The following is a 17036-nucleotide window of genomic DNA, read 5'->3' on the forward strand; positions in this document are numbered from 1 at the left end:
CGGGTGCCCGGCATTCTTCAGCTTTGCGCCAGATAGACTAGGCGGGTGAGCAACGAGATCGAGATCGGCCGCGGCAAGCGCGCACGTCGCGTGTACACCTTCGACGAGATCGGGGTGGTGCCGACGCGGCGCACCCGCGACCCCGAGCTCGTCTCGACCTCCTGGTCGATCGACGCATTCCAGTTCGATATTCCGGTGCTCGGCGCCCCGATGGACTCGGTCATGTCGCCGGAGTCCGCGATCGCGCTCGGCAAGCTCGGCGGCCTCGGCGTGCTGAACCTCGAGGGCCTCTGGACGCGCCACGAGAACCCCGAGCCGCTGCTCGCGGAACTCGCCGGCATCACCGACAGCGTCGAGGCCGTGCACCGCATGCGCGAGCTGTACGCCGCCCCGATCCTGCCCGAGCTGATCCGGGATCGCCTCGGCCAGATCCGCGAGGCCGGCGTCACCGTTGCCGGCGCGCTGTCGCCGCACCGCACCGCCGAGTTCACCGACACGGTCGTGAAGGCCGGCGTCGATCTCTTCGTGATCCGCGGCAACACGGTCTCGGCCGAGCACGTCGCCCGCGAGGGCCGCGAGCCCCTCAACCTGAAGCAGTTCATCTACGAGCTCGACGTGCCCGTCATCGTCGGCGGCGCCGCGACCTACCAGACCGCGCTCCACCTCATGCGCACCGGCGCGGCCGGCGTGCTCGTCGGCTTCGGCGGCGGCGCGTCCTCCACGACCCGCGTGACGCTCGGCATCCGCGCACCCATGGCCTCCGCGATCGCCGACGTCGCCGGCGCGCGCATGGACTACCTCGACGAGTCGGGCGGCCGCTACGTGCACGTGATCGCCGACGGCGGCCTCGGCAGCTCGGGCGACATGATCAAGGCCGTCGCGTGCGGGGCCGACGCCGTGATGCTCGGCGGCGCGCTCGCAAAAGCGACCGACGCCCCCGGCCGCGGCTGGCACTGGGGCCAGGAGGCGCACCACGAGGACCTGCCGCGCGGCCGCCGCGTCGCCGTCGAGCAGGTGGCGCCGCTGAGCGAGATCCTGAACGGCCCGGCCAACGTCGCCGACGGCAGCGCGAACCTCGTCGGCGCGCTGCGCCGCGCGATGGCGACGACCGGCTACTCGGAGCTCAAGGAGTTCCAGCGCGTCGGTCTCGTGTACGCGGAGCGCTAATCCGAGGTGCGCGCCGTCGCCGCGGCGCGCACCCAGCCACCACAACTGAGAATCGAGAACACCTCCCGTGTCGACACCGTCGAAGCCCGAGTACCTGGGGGAACCCACCCTCGGACAGGTGATGCGCCGACCGCTGTGGATCCTCGCGCTGCTGTTCGCGCTCGCGGTGGCCGGGGGATTCGCGTGGCTCGGCCAGTGGCAGATGAGCATCGCGGTGCGCAGCGACGATCCCGAGCTGATCGACACCGAATCCCCGCGCGCGCTCGCCGACGTGAGTGACCTCGCCAAGGGCGTCACCGAGGACGCCGCCGGCGTCGTCGTCGACGTGTCCGGCGCGTTCGTGCCTGGCGACTCGCGCGTGGTCGCGCCGCGCCAGAACGACGGCGCCGACGGTGCGTGGGTGGTGGGGCACCTCGTCACGGAGGATCCCGAGCGCGCGCACCTCGCCGTCGCGATCGGGTGGGCGCCGAGCGCCGCCGCCGCCGAGGCCGCGATCCCGCAGCTCGAAGGGGCCGAGGGCTTCGCCGCCGAGCGCGAGCTGGAGGGCCGCTACATGCCGCCCGAGGGGCCGCAGGTGCCGAAGCCGAGCGACGACCCGCAGGCGATGCCCACGATGATCCCGGCGCACTTCGCCAACGTGTGGGCCGACGTCGACGCCCCCGTCTACTCCGGCTTCCTCGTGCTGCACGAGACCGGCGACGTCGGCGCGCTGCTCGCGAGCGCCGACCTCGAAGTCGTCGACTCGGTGCCCCCGCTTCCCGCCGAGAAGGTGAACTGGCTCAACGTGTTCTACGCGATCGAGTGGGTCGTGTTCGCCGGCTTCGCCGTGTTCTTCTGGTTCCGGCTCACGCGCGACGCGTGGGAGAAGGAACACGAACTCCAGGCCCTCGCCGCTGCGGGCGGCCACGATCCCGAGCCCGGCAGCGATCCCGATCGAGCGCTCGCAGATTCCCGCCCCGAATAGAATGGACACCATGAAACTCCAGCCGAAGCCCGCCGACTACCCGCGGATTCGCAAGGCACTGAGCTTCTACAAGGTCACCTCGGTGATCACGGGCGTCATGCTGCTGCTGCTCGTCGCGGTGATGGTGATGAAGTACGCGTTCCAGGTGCAGCTGTTCCTCTTCACCCCCGACGCGGTCGCCGAGTTCGTGCCGCTCGCGCCCGAGGGCGTCGACAGCGACTTCGTGCCGCAGGGCTTCGACCTGTTCAAGGCGATCCTCATCGCGCACGGCTGGTTCTACGTGGTGTACCTCGTCTCCGACTTCATGCTGTGGAGCCCGATGCGGTGGCACTTCGGCAAGTTCCTGCTCATCGCGCTCGGCGGCGTGATCCCGTTCATGTCGTTCTTCCTCGAGGCGCGCATCGTGCGCGAGGTGAACGGTTTCCTCAACCGCGTTGGAGCCGGCCGGGCTGCGGCCGACGCCGCAGACACCAGTGCGGGATCGGCCACGGCCTAGCCCGCGCACCGCGCAGCGGCGATGCCCGCACGGCCCCGATCCCGAGCTGGCCGCGCCGCCCCCGCTCAGGCGGTAGAATCTTCCCTTACCTCCCTCCTCACAGCTGAAAGGCCCAAGCACTCGAATATGGCGACTCAGGAAGAACAGACGGACACCGGGCACCGGCCCGTCCTCGTGGTCGATTTCGGCGCGCAGTACGCGCAGCTGATCGCCCGCCGCGTGCGCGAGGCCGGGGTGTACTCCGAGCTCGTTCCGCACACCGTGACCGCGGCCGAGGTCGCGGCCAAGCAGCCCCTCGGCATCGTGCTCTCCGGCGGTCCCTCCTCCGTCTACGAGGAGGGTGCGCCCGCCTTCGACGACGCGATCTTCGAGCTCGGGATCCCCGTGCTCGGGATCTGCTACGGCTTCCAGGTCATGGCGCGCGCCCTCGGCGGCACCGTCGGCAACACCGGCGACCGCGAGTACGGCGCAACCGAGGCCACCGTGGTGGGCGACGGCGGGGCGATCCTCGGCGGCCAGCCCGACACGCAGAACGTGTGGATGAGCCACGGCGACGCCGTGCAGAGCGCGCCGGCCGGCTTCGACGTGCTCGCGAAGACCGCGGTGACCCCGGTCGCCGCGTTCGGCTCGGCCGAGCGCAAGCTGTACGGCGTGCAGTGGCACCCCGAGGTGAAGCACTCGGACCACGGCCAGCGCATCCTCGAGAACTTCCTGCACCATGTCGCGGAGATCCCCGCCGACTGGAACGCCGGCAACGTGATCGCCGAGCAGGTGGCGCGCATCCGCGAGCAGGTCGGTAACGCGCGCGTCATCTCGGCACTGTCCGGCGGCGTGGACTCCGCGGTCTCCACCGCGCTCGTGCACAAGGCGATCGGTGACCAGCTCACCGCAGTGTTCGTCGACCACGGCCTGCTCCGCAAGGGCGAGCGTGAGCAGGTGGAGCGCGACTACGTCGCCTCGACCGGCGTGCGCCTCATCACGGTCGAGGCGGAGGACATCTTCCTCGGCCACCTCGCCGGCGTCACCGACCCCGAGGAGAAGCGCAAGATCATCGGCCGCGAGTTCATTCGCGCGTTCGAGAAGGTGCAGCTCGACCTGGTCGCCGAAGCCAAGGCCGAGGGCGAGCCGATCAAGTTCCTCGTGCAGGGTACGCTCTACCCCGACGTCGTCGAGTCGGGCGGGGGATCGGGCACCGCGAACATCAAGAGCCACCACAACGTCGGTGGCCTGCCCGAGGACCTCGATTTCGAGCTCATCGAGCCGCTGCGCGCCCTCTTCAAGGACGAGGTGCGCGCCATCGGCCGCGAGCTCGGGATCCCCGAGGCGATCGTCGGCCGCCAGCCGTTCCCCGGCCCCGGCCTCGGCATCCGTATTGTCGGCGAGGTCACCCGCGACCGGCTTGAGACGCTCCGCGAGGCCGACGCGATCGCGCGCGCCGAGCTGACCGCCGCCGGCCTCGACCAGGAGATCTGGCAGTGCCCCGTCGTGCTGCTCGCCGATGTGCGCTCCGTCGGCGTGCAGGGCGATGGCCGCACCTACGGGCACCCCATCGTGCTGCGTCCCGTGTCCTCCGAGGACGCGATGACGGCCGACTGGACGCGCGTGCCCTACGACGTGCTCGCCCGCATCTCGAACAAGATCACCAACCAGGTGCCCGAGGTCAACCGCGTGGTGCTCGACGTGACGTCGAAGCCGCCGGGGACCATCGAGTGGGAGTAGGCGTCTGGGCGGGCGCTGGCTGGGCCGGTGCTGCCGGCCGCCCCGCGTTCGCCTGATCCGGAAGCGCCGGGCTGCACCTCAGTGGGTGCGGCCCGGCGCTTCGGCGATTGGAGGGGCTGGGCCGGCCCCGCCCCCTCTGCCAGCCCGCTCTTCTGCTCACCCGCCCCGCGCTCGTTACCCACACTTTGTGAGAGTTTGCCCCGCTATCCCAGACCCAGCGCGGCGCAAACTCCAACAAAATCACGGGTAGGGCCGAACCGCCAGGAGCGCCAGCCCGTGCTGGGTGTGTCAGAATAGCTCCGTGCTTGGGGAGAGAATACGCAGTCGCCGGCAAGAGCTGGGCATGACCGCCCAGCAGCTTGCCAAGGCCTCTGAGCTTTCGCCAGCGCAGGTGAGCCAGATCGAGCACGGCAAGACCGATCCGAGCTTGAAGACGCTCCGCCGGATCGCGAGAGCCCTCGGAACTCCGCTGTTCGACCTGTTCGCCGAGCGGACCGACGCTACGGTACGCATCGTCCGGCACGATGATCGCATGATCATCAAGTCGCCGCATGGTGGACTGTCGTACTCTCGCGTATCGCCGGGCAGTGGCCAGCTCGAGGTCCTCGCCGGAGTGCTCGAGCCGGGGGCCGTGTCGAGCGACGAGCCGTGGTCGCATCCCCCGAGCGAAGAATGCGTGCTCGTGTCTGCTGGAGTGCTGACGGTCGAGGTGGATGGCGAGCTATTCGATCTTTCGGAGGGCGACAGCGCCACGTTTGCCTCGGTTTCCCCGCATCGGTTCCTGAACCGAACCGATCGGCCCGTGCACTTCACGATCTCCGTGACCCCGCCGAGCTACTGACACTGGGGGAGCCGGTGAGCTTCGATACGCCTCTCCCTGCGCGTGTCCGGGATTGGGTTCCCTGCGCGCATGAAATTCAATGGAATTGAAATCTGCTTTAGTTTGAGTAAACTGGCTCGCGTGCACTGATGCACACCCGTGCGGCAGCAGTCGCCGGGAGTCCACTTAGATCAAAGGTGACCTATGAGCCAGGACCGGGCGCACGCGCCCCTCGTATTCAGAATTGGGTTGTTCGGCGCGTTCATCGCACCGATCGTGTTCGTCGTATCGACGATCGTGTTCTTCGTCGTGTTCCGCGCATTCGACATGAACGCGCTCACCGCTGCGGCGCTCGCAGGGCTCTTCATCGCAGCGCCGTTCGCTCGCGGATACGAATCCTTCTGGGAGGCAGTGGTCCGCGGCGTGTCCTCCAAGACCTCCGTCACGCTGATCCTGTTGCTCTTCGCCATTGGCCTCACCTCCTCCCTGATCAAGTCGACCGGGATCTCGCAGGGCTTCATCTGGCTCTCGCTCTCGCTCGGCGTGCACGGGGGACTGTTCATCGCCATCGCGTTTGCTGCGGTGTGCGCGATCGCCATGGCCACGGCGTCCTCGCTCGGGACGATGTTCACAGCCTTCCCGATCTTCTACCCCGCCGGAGTGGTGCTCGGCGCCGATCCGGTGCTGCTTGCCGGCGCGATTCTCTCGGGCGCGCTCTTCGGGGACAACCTCGCCCCGATCTCGGACTCCACGGTGATCTCGTCGACGACGCAGCGCTACCGCACCAAGGAGGGCACCGCCGAGATCCCCGGCGTCGTCGGGAGCCGTCTCCGCTACTCACTGACCGCCGCGACCATCGCGTTCCTCCTCTTCCTGGGGATCGGCACGTTGGTGTCACCGGGAAGCGCAGCCGTGTCGAACGTTTCCGCGGGAGACTTCTCCGCGCAGGGGCTCTGGATGCTGATTGCGGTCGTCGTGCTCCTTGGCACTGCCATCGTCACTCGCAACATTTTCAAGGCGGTCACCGCAGGGTTGGCATCCGGGATCGTCGTCGGCCTGGTGAGCGGAGTGCTCGAACCGTCGGGAATCATCGGCGTCGAGGGCGACGCGATCACCGGCTTCCTGGTCGGCGGAGTCGCCAACATCCTGCCCATCATCGGCCTGAACGTGGGCATCTTCGCAATGCTGGGCGTGCTCGAGAGCGCCGGCGTGCTGGATCGTTTGGTCGACGCCGTGGTGTCGAGCGGTTGGGTCACGACGCCCCGTCGCGCTGAACTCGCGATCGGCGCCGGGATCCTCATGACCACCACGCTTTTCGCCGGCGTCAACGGCCCGTCGATGCTGGTGTTCGGCCCGATCGCAGACCGAATCGGCGCGCAGGTTGGGTTGCACCCGTACCGGCGAGCGAACGTCATGGACTGCTTCGCGCTTGGGCTCGGCAGTGTGGTTCCCGTGGTGAGTTCCTTCCTCTTTATCGCGAGCCTGCTGACCGTGGATCAGGGCGACGCACCCGCGCTTGACCCCATGTCGATCTTCACGGGTGCGTTCTACCCGCTCGTGCTCACCCTTGTCATCCTGTTCGCAGTGCTCACCGGCTGGGGACGCCGATACGAGGGGCGCGATGGCGCGGTCGAGAAGGATCCGGCGAACGCGGTGATTCTCGAAGGAACCGCCGATCCAGCGTCAGGAGTGGACGTCCCTGCGCCTCGCCCGGTTGCCGACCCCGTCTCGTTGTAGTCCCGACTCATCCATAGGAAAGAACTCAGATGCTTGTTTCACCCAGTGCTCCGCTCACCCCCGAACAGTTCCGGAAGGCGTTCCCCGTTCTCGACGACGCACCGCACTTCGCAAGTTGCAGCCAGGGCGCGCTCTCCGATCACCTCGCCCACACCATGCAGCGCATGACGGCGACCCTCATCGACGCGCAGGCCCCATGGGGTGCCTGGGTGGGCAAGGTTGAGGAGTATCGCGCACACGCCGGCCGATTCCTTGGCGTTGCGAGCGACAACGTCGCGGTGCTCTCTTGCGCATCGGAAGCCGCCTTCCAGGTCGTGTCCTCTCTCGACTGGTCGACGCCGCGGAACCGCCTGGTGACCTCCGACCTGGAGTTTCCCTCCGTCGGAAACGTCTGGCGGGCGCAGCACGCCGATATCGATGTGGTGAATGTCGCTGGCATTCAGGCGGCGCTCCACGCCGATTCATGGATCCCACTCATTGACGAGCGCACGAAGCTGGTGTCGATCCCGCTCGTGAGTTACATCAACGGCACACGGCCCGAGATTGAGCGGATCACCGAGCACGCGCACTCGGTTGGCGCGCTCGTGTTTGTCGATGCATACCAAGCAGCGGGCGTGCTCCCGTTCTCCGCCCAGACGCTCGACTGCGATTTCCTGGTGACGGGAAACCTGAAGTACATGCTGGGGCTTCCCGGGATCGCGATGCTCTACGTGCGCGACTGTGTGGGCGTCGAGCGGCCGGCCAGCCTCACCGGCTGGTTCGGGCGAGTCAATCCCTTCGCGTTTGACGCGGCAGGGGTCGACTACCCGGACAACGCACGTCGCTTCGAACTCGGGACCCACCCGATTCCCTCCGCGTACGCTGGCGTCGCAGGATTCGAGATGCTCGCGCAGATCGATGCGGGGGAGGCCTGGGCGCACGTCGTCGAGTTGCGCGACCGGCTCGCGGATGAGCTGACCTCCCTGGGGTACGAGATCGACTTCCCCGCAGATCACGCCCATCGTGGGCCGCAGGTTGCGCTCGTCATGGAGGAACCGGATGCCATCGCTGCGCGCCTCGCCGAGCGGCGGATCGGCACCTCGCCGCGCGGCAGCCGGCTTCGCCTCTCGCTCCACGCCTACTCGAATGGGCAGGACATCGATCGGCTCGTCGAGGGGCTCGCCGCGCTGGCGGCGTAGCTCCCGAGGAACAGGGCTGGGGTGTACCCACGGGTGCACCCCAGCATTATCGCGCGCGAGCGGAACTCCGGCTCACCCGGTCCGCTCCCTTCCCGGAGTGGCCTCGTTCCCGGCCCGACCTCTTTTCCAGTCCCGGTCCCAATCTTTGTTTGAGATTGATCCGGTATTCCCGCCCCGAAGCGGCGCAAGCCCCAATAAAGTTGGGGTGACTCTCCGCCAGGATCCCGGCGCCGCGGCGCAGCGGCGGGGCCTAGGCCCGCGCGCCCGCTTCGATCTGCGCGACCCTGCGGGCGATGAATCTGGCGAGTAGTTCGTCGTCAAGATCTTCGCCCTCACGAAGGTGGATTGAGCCCTTGGTGCTCTCCAACCCGGCGGCTGTCACGGCGTCAGCGAGATCGCCGAGGTTGCCGAACGGGTATACGCCGATGTGCTTCTTCGTTGCCATCGCAGAAAACAGGCCCTTTCCCCGGTAGATGAGGGCAGGCATCGCGTAGGAGCGGCCTTCGATCGCGTCAGGGACGAGCGTGCGCACACGTTCGTAGAGCGCTGACACGCGCCCGCGTGCGGGCTCAGGCAGGCCCTCGATGTACTCGGTGACGTCGGTGCTCATGGAAGTAGTGTGCCACCGCCGCGCCGAAAGCGCACTGCCCGGGTGCCCTGCCCCGGCACACCCGAGGTGCTGGCCACCAAACCAGCCGGAGAAATCTGGGACCTCGGAGCGGACTGCGCGAACTGCTCCGAGAAAACAGATTTCTCCGGCTGGGCTGGTCGTGCGGGGCGCGGGCGGGCGGAGCGAGGCCGGCGAACGCAGGCGCGCAGCGCGCGGCAGGCCACGGCGCCCGGGCACACACAGAGCGGGGGCCCGGCCGAAGCCGGACCCCCGCTCTGCACCGCGCCGAGCGGTTAGTCGCTGCCGCGGAAGATCGCGAGCAGGCGCAGGATCTCGACGTAGAGCCAGATCAGCGTGACCATGAGGCCGAAGGCCGCCGACCATGCCCACTTCTCGGGGACGCGGTTGCGCACGCCGTTCTGGATGAGCTCGAAGTCCATGACGAGCGAGTACGCGGCGAGGAACACGGCGAGGAGGCCGATCACCACACCGAGCGGCATACCGAAGACCTCGATGCTGCGCGCGCCGAACATGCCGGGCGTCACGCCGGTGAGCATGAGCACCAGGTTGATCACCGAGAACACGAGGTAGCCGACCATCGCGATGAGCACGATCTTCGTCATGCGGGGGCTGGTGCGCACCTTGCCGCTGCGGAAGAGCAGCAGCGTCACGCCGAACACCGAGAGCGTGCCGATCACCGCCTGCGACACGATGCCGGGCCACTGCGCCTCGAAGTAGCCGGAGATACCGCCGAGGAAGAGGCCCTGCGCCACCGCGTAGAGCACGATCAGCGGAACGCTCGGCTCCTTCTTGAACGAGTTCACGAGGCCGAGTACGAGGCCGGCGATCGCGCCGGGCAGGGCGAGCACGGGCACGAACCAGCCGACGGCGCCGAAGGCGAGCACGGTGAGGAAGAGCAGCACGGTCTTGGAGATCGTGTTCTCGTAGGTCATCGGCTGATCCGAGGGGGCGATGACGGGCGGCTGCTCACCGCCGAAGCCGGCCTCGACCGGGGTATCGATGCCTGGCCGCTGCGTCTGCGCAGCTGGCTGATCGTAGATGCGGCGCAGCTCATCAGCGCTGAGGGTCTTGCCGTTCAGTGCTGGGTTGTTGCTGAGAGCCGGGTTGCTCATGCGTCGGGATTCCTTTCCAGGCGTATGCGAGTGCCTCCAGCCTAGTGACCGTGGCTTTGGAACGGCTGGGATTTTTCACTGTTCGTGCAGGGCGTACCCGCCGCCGACGCCAGCACCGGTGCCCTACGCTTGAGGCATGTCATCGCGCGCGGTCGGCGGGCCGCTCATCATCGGCCACCGTGGTGCTCCCGGCTACCGTCCGGAGCACAGCGCCTCGGCGTACCGCCTCGCGTTTGAGCTGGGCGCCGACGCGGTGGAGCCCGACATCGTGGTGTCTCGCGATGGGGTGCTCGTCGTGCGGCACGAGAACGAGATCTCGGGCACGACCGACGTGGCCACCCGCCCGGAGTTCGCCTCGCGCCGCACCACGAAGGTGGTCGACGGGAAGAAGCACACCGGCTGGTTCGTCGAGGACTTCACGTGGGCGGAGCTCGCGACGCTCCGCTGCCGCGAGCGACTCGCGAAGGTGCGGCCGGACAACCGTGACTACGACGGGGCCGAGCCGATCCTGCGCCTGCGTGATGTGCTCGCTATTGTCGACGCGGAGAGCGCCGCGCGCGGCCGCCCGCTCGGCGCCGTGATCGAGATCAAGCACGCGCACTTCCTTGCCGGGATCGGGCACGATATCGGGGCGCTGCTGCTGCAGGAACTCGCGGAGACTGGCTGGGATGCGAAGCCGGAACGGCTCGTGATCGAGTCGTTCGAGCTCGGCGTCCTTGAGCAGCTCAGCCGCGCCAGGGTGGACGGCACGCTCGTGTTCCTCACGGAGCGATTCGGATCGCCGCCCGACGAGCCGCGTCCCGGCCGCGCCGCGCGGAGCTACGCCTGGTATCGGAGCGATCCCGGGCTGGATTTTCTCGCGCAGCGCGTCGACGGGATCAGCGTGGCGAAGAGCAACCTGATTCGGGTGAACGCGCTCGGGCGTGCGACCGGCCCGACGGACCTCGTGCAGCGCGCGCACGCGCGCGGGCTCCGCGTCTACACCTGGACGCTTCGGCCCGAGAACCGCTACCTCAACGTGAAGCACCAGAGCTCACTGCGCGGCGCGGAGTGGGGCGACTGGCAGAGCGAGTTTGCGCTGATCATCGCGTCAGGGGTCGATGGACTGTTCCTCGACCATCCGGACCTCGCGGTGGCGCTGCTCGAGGCGAACCAAGCAGATCGGGATCGCGGCTAGCGCGCGACGCCCGCGCACTCGCCGACGAGGTTCCGCTCCATGAGCGCGCGGAGGTCCGCGCCGCGCACGCCGCAGTCGAGCAGGTACCCGAGCTTCGCGAGCGCCGTCTCGAGGGTCAGATCGGTGCCGTCGATGACCCCGGAGCCCGCGAGCTCCTGCCCGACCGCGTAGCGTGAGAAGTCGACGCCGCCCGTCGCGCACTGCGAGATCGCGACGATCGGGATCTCCGCGCTGATCTCCCGCAGGGCCGCGGTCATGCCGGGGCGTGCCATGGGGCCGTTGCCGCTGCCGTAGCACTCCAGCACGAGCGCGTCGGGGCGGCCGCCGACCGCGGCGTGCACGTCGGCGACGGTGATGCCTGGCACGAAGCGGAGGGTGAGGACCCTGGCGAGGCCCGCGTGCTCCTGGGCGGTGAGCGAGGGCAGCCCGTGCGGCTGGCCCGCGAGCGGCGCCTCGGCGCGGAACGCGGTGAGCGCGCGGCTGTCGTGCTTCGTCGTGCGCACGGCAGGGAGGAGCGCGCCGCCGAACGCGACGGTGACGGGGGATCCCGGCGCGGCCTTCACCGCGGCCCTGATCGCGAGCGAGAGGTTCGCGCGGGCGTCGGTGCCCGGCGCGCCGTGCGCGAGCTGACTGCCGGTCACCACGACGGGGACGCCGAGGTCGCCGAGCTCGAAGGCGAGCCGCGCGGCCGTGTACGCGAGGGTGTCCGTGCCGTGCGTGATGACGACGCCGCGCGGCCGGTGGGTGCGCACGCGTGCGCGGATGGCGCGCGCGATCTTGGGGGCGGTTTCGGCGTCGGCGTTGGCGCTGTCGATCGGGGGGAGGAGGTGGTTGATCCGCGCGCTGATCCCGAGCGGTCCGCAGATCCCGGCGACGAGCTGCTCGAGCACCTCGGGGAAATCGGGATCGGGGGCGAGGCCGTGCTCGGTCTCGCGCATGCCAATCGTGCCGCCCGTCGCGAAGACGAGCACGGACGGAGCGCCGGAGGGGGAAACTGACATCCCTCTATTGTGGCCGATCCCGGGTGGCGGTGTCGGCGGTGGGGGTGGCGGCGCGAGTGTCAGGGGTGCCGCCTAGACTGGAGCACACCATGAGCGACTTCGAACTTCTGGATCCCGGTGCCCCAGCAGGCGGCGCGTTCTCCGCGGGCGCTGGCGGGGTCGACCCGCTGCTCGACGGGCTGAACCCTGCGCAGGAGCGCGCGGTGATCGCGCGCGGGCCAGCGCTCCTCATCGTTGCCGGCGCTGGCTCCGGCAAGACGCGGGTGCTCACCCACCGCATCGCGCACCTCATTCGTGAGCGGGAGGCCTGGCCGAGTCAGATCCTCGCGATCACGTTCACGAACAAGGCGGCAGCCGAGATGCGCGAGCGCATCGGCGGCCTGCTGGGCGACGCGGCCGAGGGGATGTGGATCTCCACCTTCCACTCGGCGTGCGTGCGCATCCTGCGGCGCGAGGCCGAGCGCTTCGGCTACGTCTCCGGGTTCACGATCTACGACTCGGCGGACTCGCGTGCGCTCCTGAAGCGCATCATCAAGGAGCTCGACGCCGACAGCTACGGTTTCACGCCGGCGAACTCCGGCTCGAAGATCTCGCGGCTGAAGAACGAGCTCACCGACGCGAGCGGCTACGCGGCGACGATGAACGAGAGCGATCCGCGCGATCGCCTGTTCGTCGAGATTTTCCGGATGTACGAGGCGGAGCTGCGCCGTGCGAACGCGTTCGACTTTGACGACCTCATCGGTCAGACCGTGCACCTGTTCCGCGCGCACCCCGACGTCGCCGCGGTGTACCAGCGCCGATTCCGGCACATCCTGGTTGACGAGTACCAGGACACCAATCACGCGCAGTACTCGCTGATCCGTGAGCTCACGCGCCCGATCCCGAGCGAGCAGGTGGAGCGGCTCGTGCCGCCGGTGCGCGAGCGGGAGCTGGACGCTGACGGCAGGATCGCGGGGGCGAGCCTCACCGTGGTCGGCGACTCCGATCAGTCGATCTACGCGTTCCGCGGCGCGGACATCCGAAACATCGTGGAGTTCGAGCGCGATTTCGCCGGCGCCGAGGTCGTGAAGCTGGAGCAGAACTACCGTTCGACGCAGAACATTCTGTCCGCGGCGAACGCCGTGATCGGCAACAACTTCGATCGCCAGGAGAAGAACCTCTGGACGTCCGAGGGCGACGGCGCGAAGATTGTCGGGTTCACCGGGTACTCGCAGCACGACGAGGCGCGCTTCGTTGCCGAGGAGATCGAGGATCTCCACCGCGACGGCTTCGCGTACAACGACATCGCGGTGTTCTACCGCACGAACTCGCAGACCCGTGCGCTCGAGGAACTCCTGATCCGCTCGGCGATCCCGTACCGGGTGCTCGGCGGAACGAAGTTCTATGAGCGCGCCGAGGTGAAGGACGCCATGGCGTACCTGACGAGCATCGCGAACCCGTACGATCCGATCGCCTGGTCGCGCCTGCTCGGGGCGCCGAAGCGCGGTATCGGGCCGATGGCCGAGGCGCACCTCGCCAACTTCCAGGAGGCGCAGGGAGTCTCGCTGCACGAGGCCATGCTTCGCGTCGACGAGGTCCCGCAGATCGGGCCGAAGCTGCGCGGCACGGTGCGGCAGCTCGCCGAACTGCTCACGCGCGCGTCGCGGATGGCCGCCGGAGGCGGGGCGACCGACGTTGCGGCGGCGCCGGACGCGGACGCGGAGGAGAAAGCTCCAGCTCCGGTGGGCGATCTGCTGAAGCTCATCCTCGACGAGACCGAGATGGTCGAAAAGCTCCGCGCGCGCCGCGACCCGCAGGACGACGCGCGTGCGGAGAACCTTGAGGAGCTGGTCGCGGTGGCGCGCGAGTTCGACGTCAAGCAGCCGGGCGCCGGCCTGCTGGCGTTTCTCACGGAGGTGAGTCTCGTCGCCGCCGCAGACGATCTCGACGACACGAGTGGCACGGTCTCGCTCATGACCATGCACACGGCGAAGGGGCTGGAGTACCGCGCGGTGTTCCTCACCGGCGTCGAGGAGGGGCTGATCCCGCACCAGATGTCCGTCGACGAGGTCGGCGGGGTGAACGAGGAGCGCCGCCTCATGTACGTCGGCATCACCCGCGCGCGCGAACGCCTCTTCCTCACTCTCGCGTCGACGCGCGCCACCTTCGGCGACGTTTCCGTCGCGATGCCGTCCCGCTTCCTGCAGGAGATTCCAGAGGGGCTCATCGACTGGCGGCAGTCGCCCGGCGAGGTGACGAGCCGAGGCGGCACCGCATCGCGTGCGCTGAACGCGCCGTCGCGGCCGGGCGCGAGCGGCTCGCGCTCGTGGTCGAGCCGAAATAGCGAGTCCGCGGTGTCGTTCGGGGCGGGTTCCGGCGGCCGCGGCGGGTCGGGGGCGGCTGCGGTGTCCGAGCCGGCGAGCGGCAACATGCAGTCGGCGCTTGAGCAGTGGCGTGAGCGGAAGCGCGCGGCGAAGGCCGCGCAGGCCGCGGGCGGCGGCTTCCCGAACACGATCGGCGCGAGCGCGCGCGACAACGGCGACCTGGAACTCGCGACCGGGGATCGGATCCGCCACGACGACTACGGTGAGGGCCGCGTGACCGGGGTGACCGGGGCTGGAACGAAGCGGATCGCGCACGTCGTGTTCGATTCCGTGGGGGAGCGCAAGCTGCTCGTGAAGCTCGCCCCCATCTCCAAGCTCGAGTAGCGGGGCGCCGGGGTAGCGGGGCGCGGGGGGATCGAGGCACTGGAGACGCGGGGCACTGAAGCAGCCGGGCACAGGAGCCGCAGCGCGTGAGAAACAGCGAACACAGAGAAAACTCTGGGGAAACCAAGGCAATGTGTGTACGCTACCTGTGGGGAAATGCGCGACTTGCGCAATTTGGCGTGCGCGAGGGGAGGAGGAATGGCCGATCTGCGACCATTTCTGAGGCGTCAGGACGCCCACTCCGCATACCTGATGTTCGCGGCGCTGATCCTGAGCCTGACGCTCGTCGTCGACCTCGTCTTCCACCCAACGATGGACAATCGCTGGTTCGTGTGGCTACTGCTCGTGCTTTGCCTGACCGGGGCACTCATCACGCTCGTGCGCGGGCGCCGCATGCCGCGCTGGGTGGGCACCGCAGCGGTGCTGCTCTTCCTCCTCGCGCAGGCCTACTTCCTGGGGCTCGCTGACGACTCGGCGTCGGTGATCGCCTCGGCGCAGCAGCTCCCGGTCGTCGCGTTCTACCTCGGCTGGTTCGTGCGCCCGCGCCTCGCGATGCTGCTCATCGCGCTCAGCGTGCTCGTGTTCAGCGTGGTGATGGCGGGAAACCCGCTCTTCGCGCCGGACGGGGCGATCGGCGTGCCCGTCGCGGTGCATGCGCTTCTCGTGATGCTCTTCTGCTACGCCTCCGGCACCTACCTCTGGCGCCGGCAGGTGCGCATCGCGTCGACCGACCCGCTGACCGGGGCGCGCAACCGCAGCGGTTTCGGTGAGCGTCTCGCGTACGAGCTGCGACGCCGATCCTTCTCGCGCGCGCCGCTCTCCCTCGTGGTGGTCGATTTCGATCACTTCAAGGAGCTGAATGACACGCGAGGGCACGCGGCAGGGGACCTTGTGCTCAGTCGAACCGTGACGGCCTGGAACGACGAGGTCCGCTCAGGTGACTCGGTGACCCGGCTCGGCGGCGACGAGTTCGCGCTCATCCTGCCCCGCGCGACCTCCCGCGAGGCGCAGGCGATCGTCGACCGGCTGCGCGCGGTGTCGGAGCACCCCTGGTCGTGGGGCATCGCGCAGGCGCTGCCCGGCGAGAGCGCAGACGAACTGCTGGCGCGGGCCGACGCGCAACTCTTCGCGTGGAAGCGTGTGCGTCGCGCGCGCGACGCGGCGTGGGCCGCCGAGGCGCGGCGTGCCGAACAGCAGAGTGCCGAACAGCAGAGTGCCGAACAGCAGAGTGCCGAGGCTCAGCCAGCCGCGCCGCAGCCGGAGGGCGGGGATCCCACATGAGCGACGCAGCGAAGTCCCCGACGTCGAGCGCCGGTGCGGCCGCCCGGGTCGAGCGCGTGCGCCTCGCCGCGCAGGCGCTCTGGGAGCGTTTCGTGCGCTGGCAGACCCCGTTCTCCATCGTGAGCGCGCTCGTCCCGCTGCTGCTCGCGCTGGTGTTCCTCTCCGACCTGATCTTCCCGCACCCCGGGTTGAACCGGAGCTCGGTGCTTACTTGGCTCGCGGTGTACCTCGTCGCCGGGATCGTGCCGCTCGCCTGTGGCCACCGCTACCCGCGGTGGGCGGGCATCTGCATGGTCGCGCTCATGGAAGTCTGGTCGACGCTCTTCCTGATCGCTATCGCTCATCCGCACACGGAACTCAACGCGCTGCTCGAGCTGCCCGTCATCGCGCTCTACGTCGGCTGGTTCTACTCGGGCGTGGTCGCGCGCTTCTTCATGGGCCTGAGCATCCTGCGCGTCGGCTCGTCGCTCGTCTGGAACGCTGACTTTGGGAACGGGCTCGGCTCGCCGACGATCATGGTTGCGTACTCCGTGTTCATCGCGCTGTTCTGCTTCGAGGGGGCGCGCGCGGTGCGGCGGCAGGGGCACGTGCAGGCGTTCACCGACCCGCTCACCGGTGCGCTGAATCGCCGCGGGCTGCTCCAGGCGGCGGCGGAGCTCCGCCAGCGCGCGAGGCAGGCCGGCGAGCCGACCGCTGTGGTGCTGATCGACTTTGACGACTTCCGCCTGGTCAACGAGGTTGGCGGGCATGTCGCGGGCGACGACGCCCTGCGCGAGAACGCGGAGCGCTGGATCCAGGCCGTTGGCATGCGCGGAATCTCGGGCCGCCGCGGCGGGATCGTCGCGCGGCTCGGGGGTGACGAGTTCGTGCTCGTGCTCCGCGCGAGCGCCGGTGACGCGACCGCGCTGCTTGAGAAGCTGCGGCAGAACGCGGGACATGGTTGGTCGCACGGCGTGGTGACGGCAGGCGCAACCGAGGACCTCGACGCGGCGATTGAGCGCGCCGACGCCGAGCTGTACCGGGCGAAGGTGGGCCGCAGGCGGGGCGAGCGCTAACTGGGTGGCGG

The 17036-nt window shown here is 69.0% G+C and carries 14 protein-coding genes; 11 read left to right on the forward strand and 3 right to left on the reverse strand.

Annotated elements, in window-relative coordinates:
* The first annotated feature begins 45 nt into the window (after window positions 1-45).
* From EGM46_RS05305 to EGM46_RS05335, 7 genes are all read left to right on the forward strand, one after another.
* Window positions 46-1167: a GuaB3 family IMP dehydrogenase-related protein gene (locus EGM46_RS05305; RefSeq protein ID WP_125099122.1), complete on the forward strand. Its 1122-nt coding sequence runs from the start codon at window positions 46-48 to the stop codon at window positions 1165-1167.
* A gap of 67 nt (window positions 1168-1234) precedes the next feature.
* Window positions 1235-2131: an SURF1 family cytochrome oxidase biogenesis protein gene (locus EGM46_RS05310; RefSeq protein ID WP_241156194.1), complete on the forward strand. Its 897-nt coding sequence runs from the start codon at window positions 1235-1237 to the stop codon at window positions 2129-2131.
* A gap of 10 nt (window positions 2132-2141) precedes the next feature.
* Window positions 2142-2627 carry a DUF3817 domain-containing protein gene (locus EGM46_RS05315; protein ID WP_125099123.1) on the forward strand — a complete coding sequence of 162 codons (486 nt, stop codon included), beginning with the start codon at window positions 2142-2144 and terminating at the stop codon, window positions 2625-2627.
* Window positions 2628-2753: 126 nt separating this feature from the next.
* Window positions 2754-4346, forward strand: a complete 1593-nt coding sequence (gene guaA, locus EGM46_RS05320; RefSeq protein WP_125099124.1) for a glutamine-hydrolyzing GMP synthase — start codon at window positions 2754-2756, stop codon at window positions 4344-4346.
* A gap of 301 nt (window positions 4347-4647) precedes the next feature.
* Window positions 4648-5187: a helix-turn-helix domain-containing protein gene (locus EGM46_RS05325; RefSeq protein ID WP_125099125.1), complete on the forward strand. Its 540-nt coding sequence runs from the start codon at window positions 4648-4650 to the stop codon at window positions 5185-5187.
* A gap of 183 nt (window positions 5188-5370) precedes the next feature.
* Window positions 5371-6903 (forward strand): Na+/H+ antiporter NhaC family protein, encoded by a 1533-nt coding sequence (locus EGM46_RS05330; RefSeq protein WP_125099126.1) that lies wholly within the window; start codon window positions 5371-5373, stop codon window positions 6901-6903.
* 29 nt (window positions 6904-6932) lie between these two features.
* Entirely contained in the window at window positions 6933-8081 is a 1149-nt protein-coding gene (locus tag EGM46_RS05335) for an aminotransferase class V-fold PLP-dependent enzyme (protein WP_125099127.1), read from the forward strand.
* Window positions 8082-8331: 250 nt separating this feature from the next.
* On the opposite strand, the gene EGM46_RS05340 is transcribed toward EGM46_RS05335, so the two are convergent.
* Window positions 8332-8691 (reverse strand): iron chaperone, encoded by a 360-nt coding sequence (locus EGM46_RS05340; RefSeq protein ID WP_125099128.1) that lies wholly within the window; start codon window positions 8689-8691, stop codon window positions 8332-8334.
* A gap of 293 nt (window positions 8692-8984) precedes the next feature.
* Window positions 8985-9824 (reverse strand): Bax inhibitor-1/YccA family protein, encoded by an 840-nt coding sequence (locus EGM46_RS05345; protein ID WP_125099129.1) that lies wholly within the window; start codon window positions 9822-9824, stop codon window positions 8985-8987.
* A gap of 136 nt (window positions 9825-9960) precedes the next feature.
* On the opposite strand from EGM46_RS05345, the gene EGM46_RS05350 reads away from it, so the two are divergent.
* Window positions 9961-11001: a glycerophosphodiester phosphodiesterase family protein gene (locus EGM46_RS05350; protein ID WP_125099130.1), complete on the forward strand. Its 1041-nt coding sequence runs from the start codon at window positions 9961-9963 to the stop codon at window positions 10999-11001.
* Here EGM46_RS05350 and EGM46_RS05355 read toward each other — a convergent pair.
* On the reverse strand, window positions 10998-12002 hold the full coding sequence (locus EGM46_RS05355; RefSeq protein WP_241156196.1) for an asparaginase: 1005 nt from the start codon (window positions 12000-12002) through the stop codon (window positions 10998-11000). The genes EGM46_RS05350 and EGM46_RS05355 overlap by 4 nt on opposite strands.
* A gap of 89 nt (window positions 12003-12091) precedes the next feature.
* Here EGM46_RS05355 and EGM46_RS05360 point away from each other — a divergent pair, with 89 nt between their 5' ends.
* The 3 genes from EGM46_RS05360 (at window position 12092) to EGM46_RS05370 (ending at window position 17025) form a co-directional block, all read left to right on the forward strand.
* On the forward strand, window positions 12092-14689 hold the full coding sequence (locus EGM46_RS05360; protein WP_125099131.1) for an ATP-dependent helicase: 2598 nt from the start codon (window positions 12092-12094) through the stop codon (window positions 14687-14689).
* A gap of 252 nt (window positions 14690-14941) precedes the next feature.
* The gene (locus EGM46_RS05365; protein WP_241156197.1) at window positions 14942-15970 is read left to right on the forward strand and encodes a GGDEF domain-containing protein; all 1029 of its coding nucleotides are present in this window, start codon (window positions 14942-14944) and stop codon (window positions 15968-15970) included.
* Window positions 15967-17025 (forward strand): GGDEF domain-containing protein, encoded by a 1059-nt coding sequence (locus EGM46_RS05370; RefSeq protein ID WP_125099133.1) that lies wholly within the window; start codon window positions 15967-15969, stop codon window positions 17023-17025. Before EGM46_RS05365 ends, EGM46_RS05370 begins: the two co-directional genes overlap by 4 nt.
* Window positions 17026-17036 lie beyond the last annotated feature (11 nt).

Source organism: Leucobacter chromiireducens (genome assembly GCF_003917135.1).
GTDB lineage: Bacteria > Actinomycetota > Actinomycetes > Actinomycetales > Microbacteriaceae > Leucobacter > Leucobacter chromiireducens_A.

Bases quoted from the DNA above. Each gene is read 5' to 3' on its own strand.
- EGM46_RS05315 (WP_125099123.1), top strand. From the start codon at position 2,142: ATGAAACTCCAGCCGAAGCCCGCCGACTACCCGCGGATTCGCAAGGCA.
- guaA (WP_125099124.1), top strand. From the start codon at position 2,754: ATGGCGACTCAGGAAGAACAGACGGACACCGGGCACCGGCCCGTCCTC.
- EGM46_RS05330 (WP_125099126.1), top strand. From the start codon at position 5,371: ATGAGCCAGGACCGGGCGCACGCGCCCCTCGTATTCAGAATTGGGTTG.
- EGM46_RS05335 (WP_125099127.1), top strand. From the start codon at position 6,933: ATGCTTGTTTCACCCAGTGCTCCGCTCACCCCCGAACAGTTCCGGAAG.
- EGM46_RS05340 (WP_125099128.1), bottom strand. From the start codon at position 8,691: ATGAGCACCGACGTCACCGAGTACATCGAGGGCCTGCCTGAGCCCGCA.
- EGM46_RS05345 (WP_125099129.1), bottom strand. From the start codon at position 9,824: ATGAGCAACCCGGCTCTCAGCAACAACCCAGCACTGAACGGCAAGACC.
- EGM46_RS05350 (WP_125099130.1), top strand. From the start codon at position 9,961: ATGTCATCGCGCGCGGTCGGCGGGCCGCTCATCATCGGCCACCGTGGT.
- EGM46_RS05355 (WP_241156196.1), bottom strand. From the start codon at position 12,002: ATGTCAGTTTCCCCCTCCGGCGCTCCGTCCGTGCTCGTCTTCGCGACG.
- EGM46_RS05360 (WP_125099131.1), top strand. From the start codon at position 12,092: ATGAGCGACTTCGAACTTCTGGATCCCGGTGCCCCAGCAGGCGGCGCG.
- EGM46_RS05365 (WP_241156197.1), top strand. From the start codon at position 14,942: ATGTTCGCGGCGCTGATCCTGAGCCTGACGCTCGTCGTCGACCTCGTC.
- EGM46_RS05370 (WP_125099133.1), top strand. From the start codon at position 15,967: ATGAGCGACGCAGCGAAGTCCCCGACGTCGAGCGCCGGTGCGGCCGCC.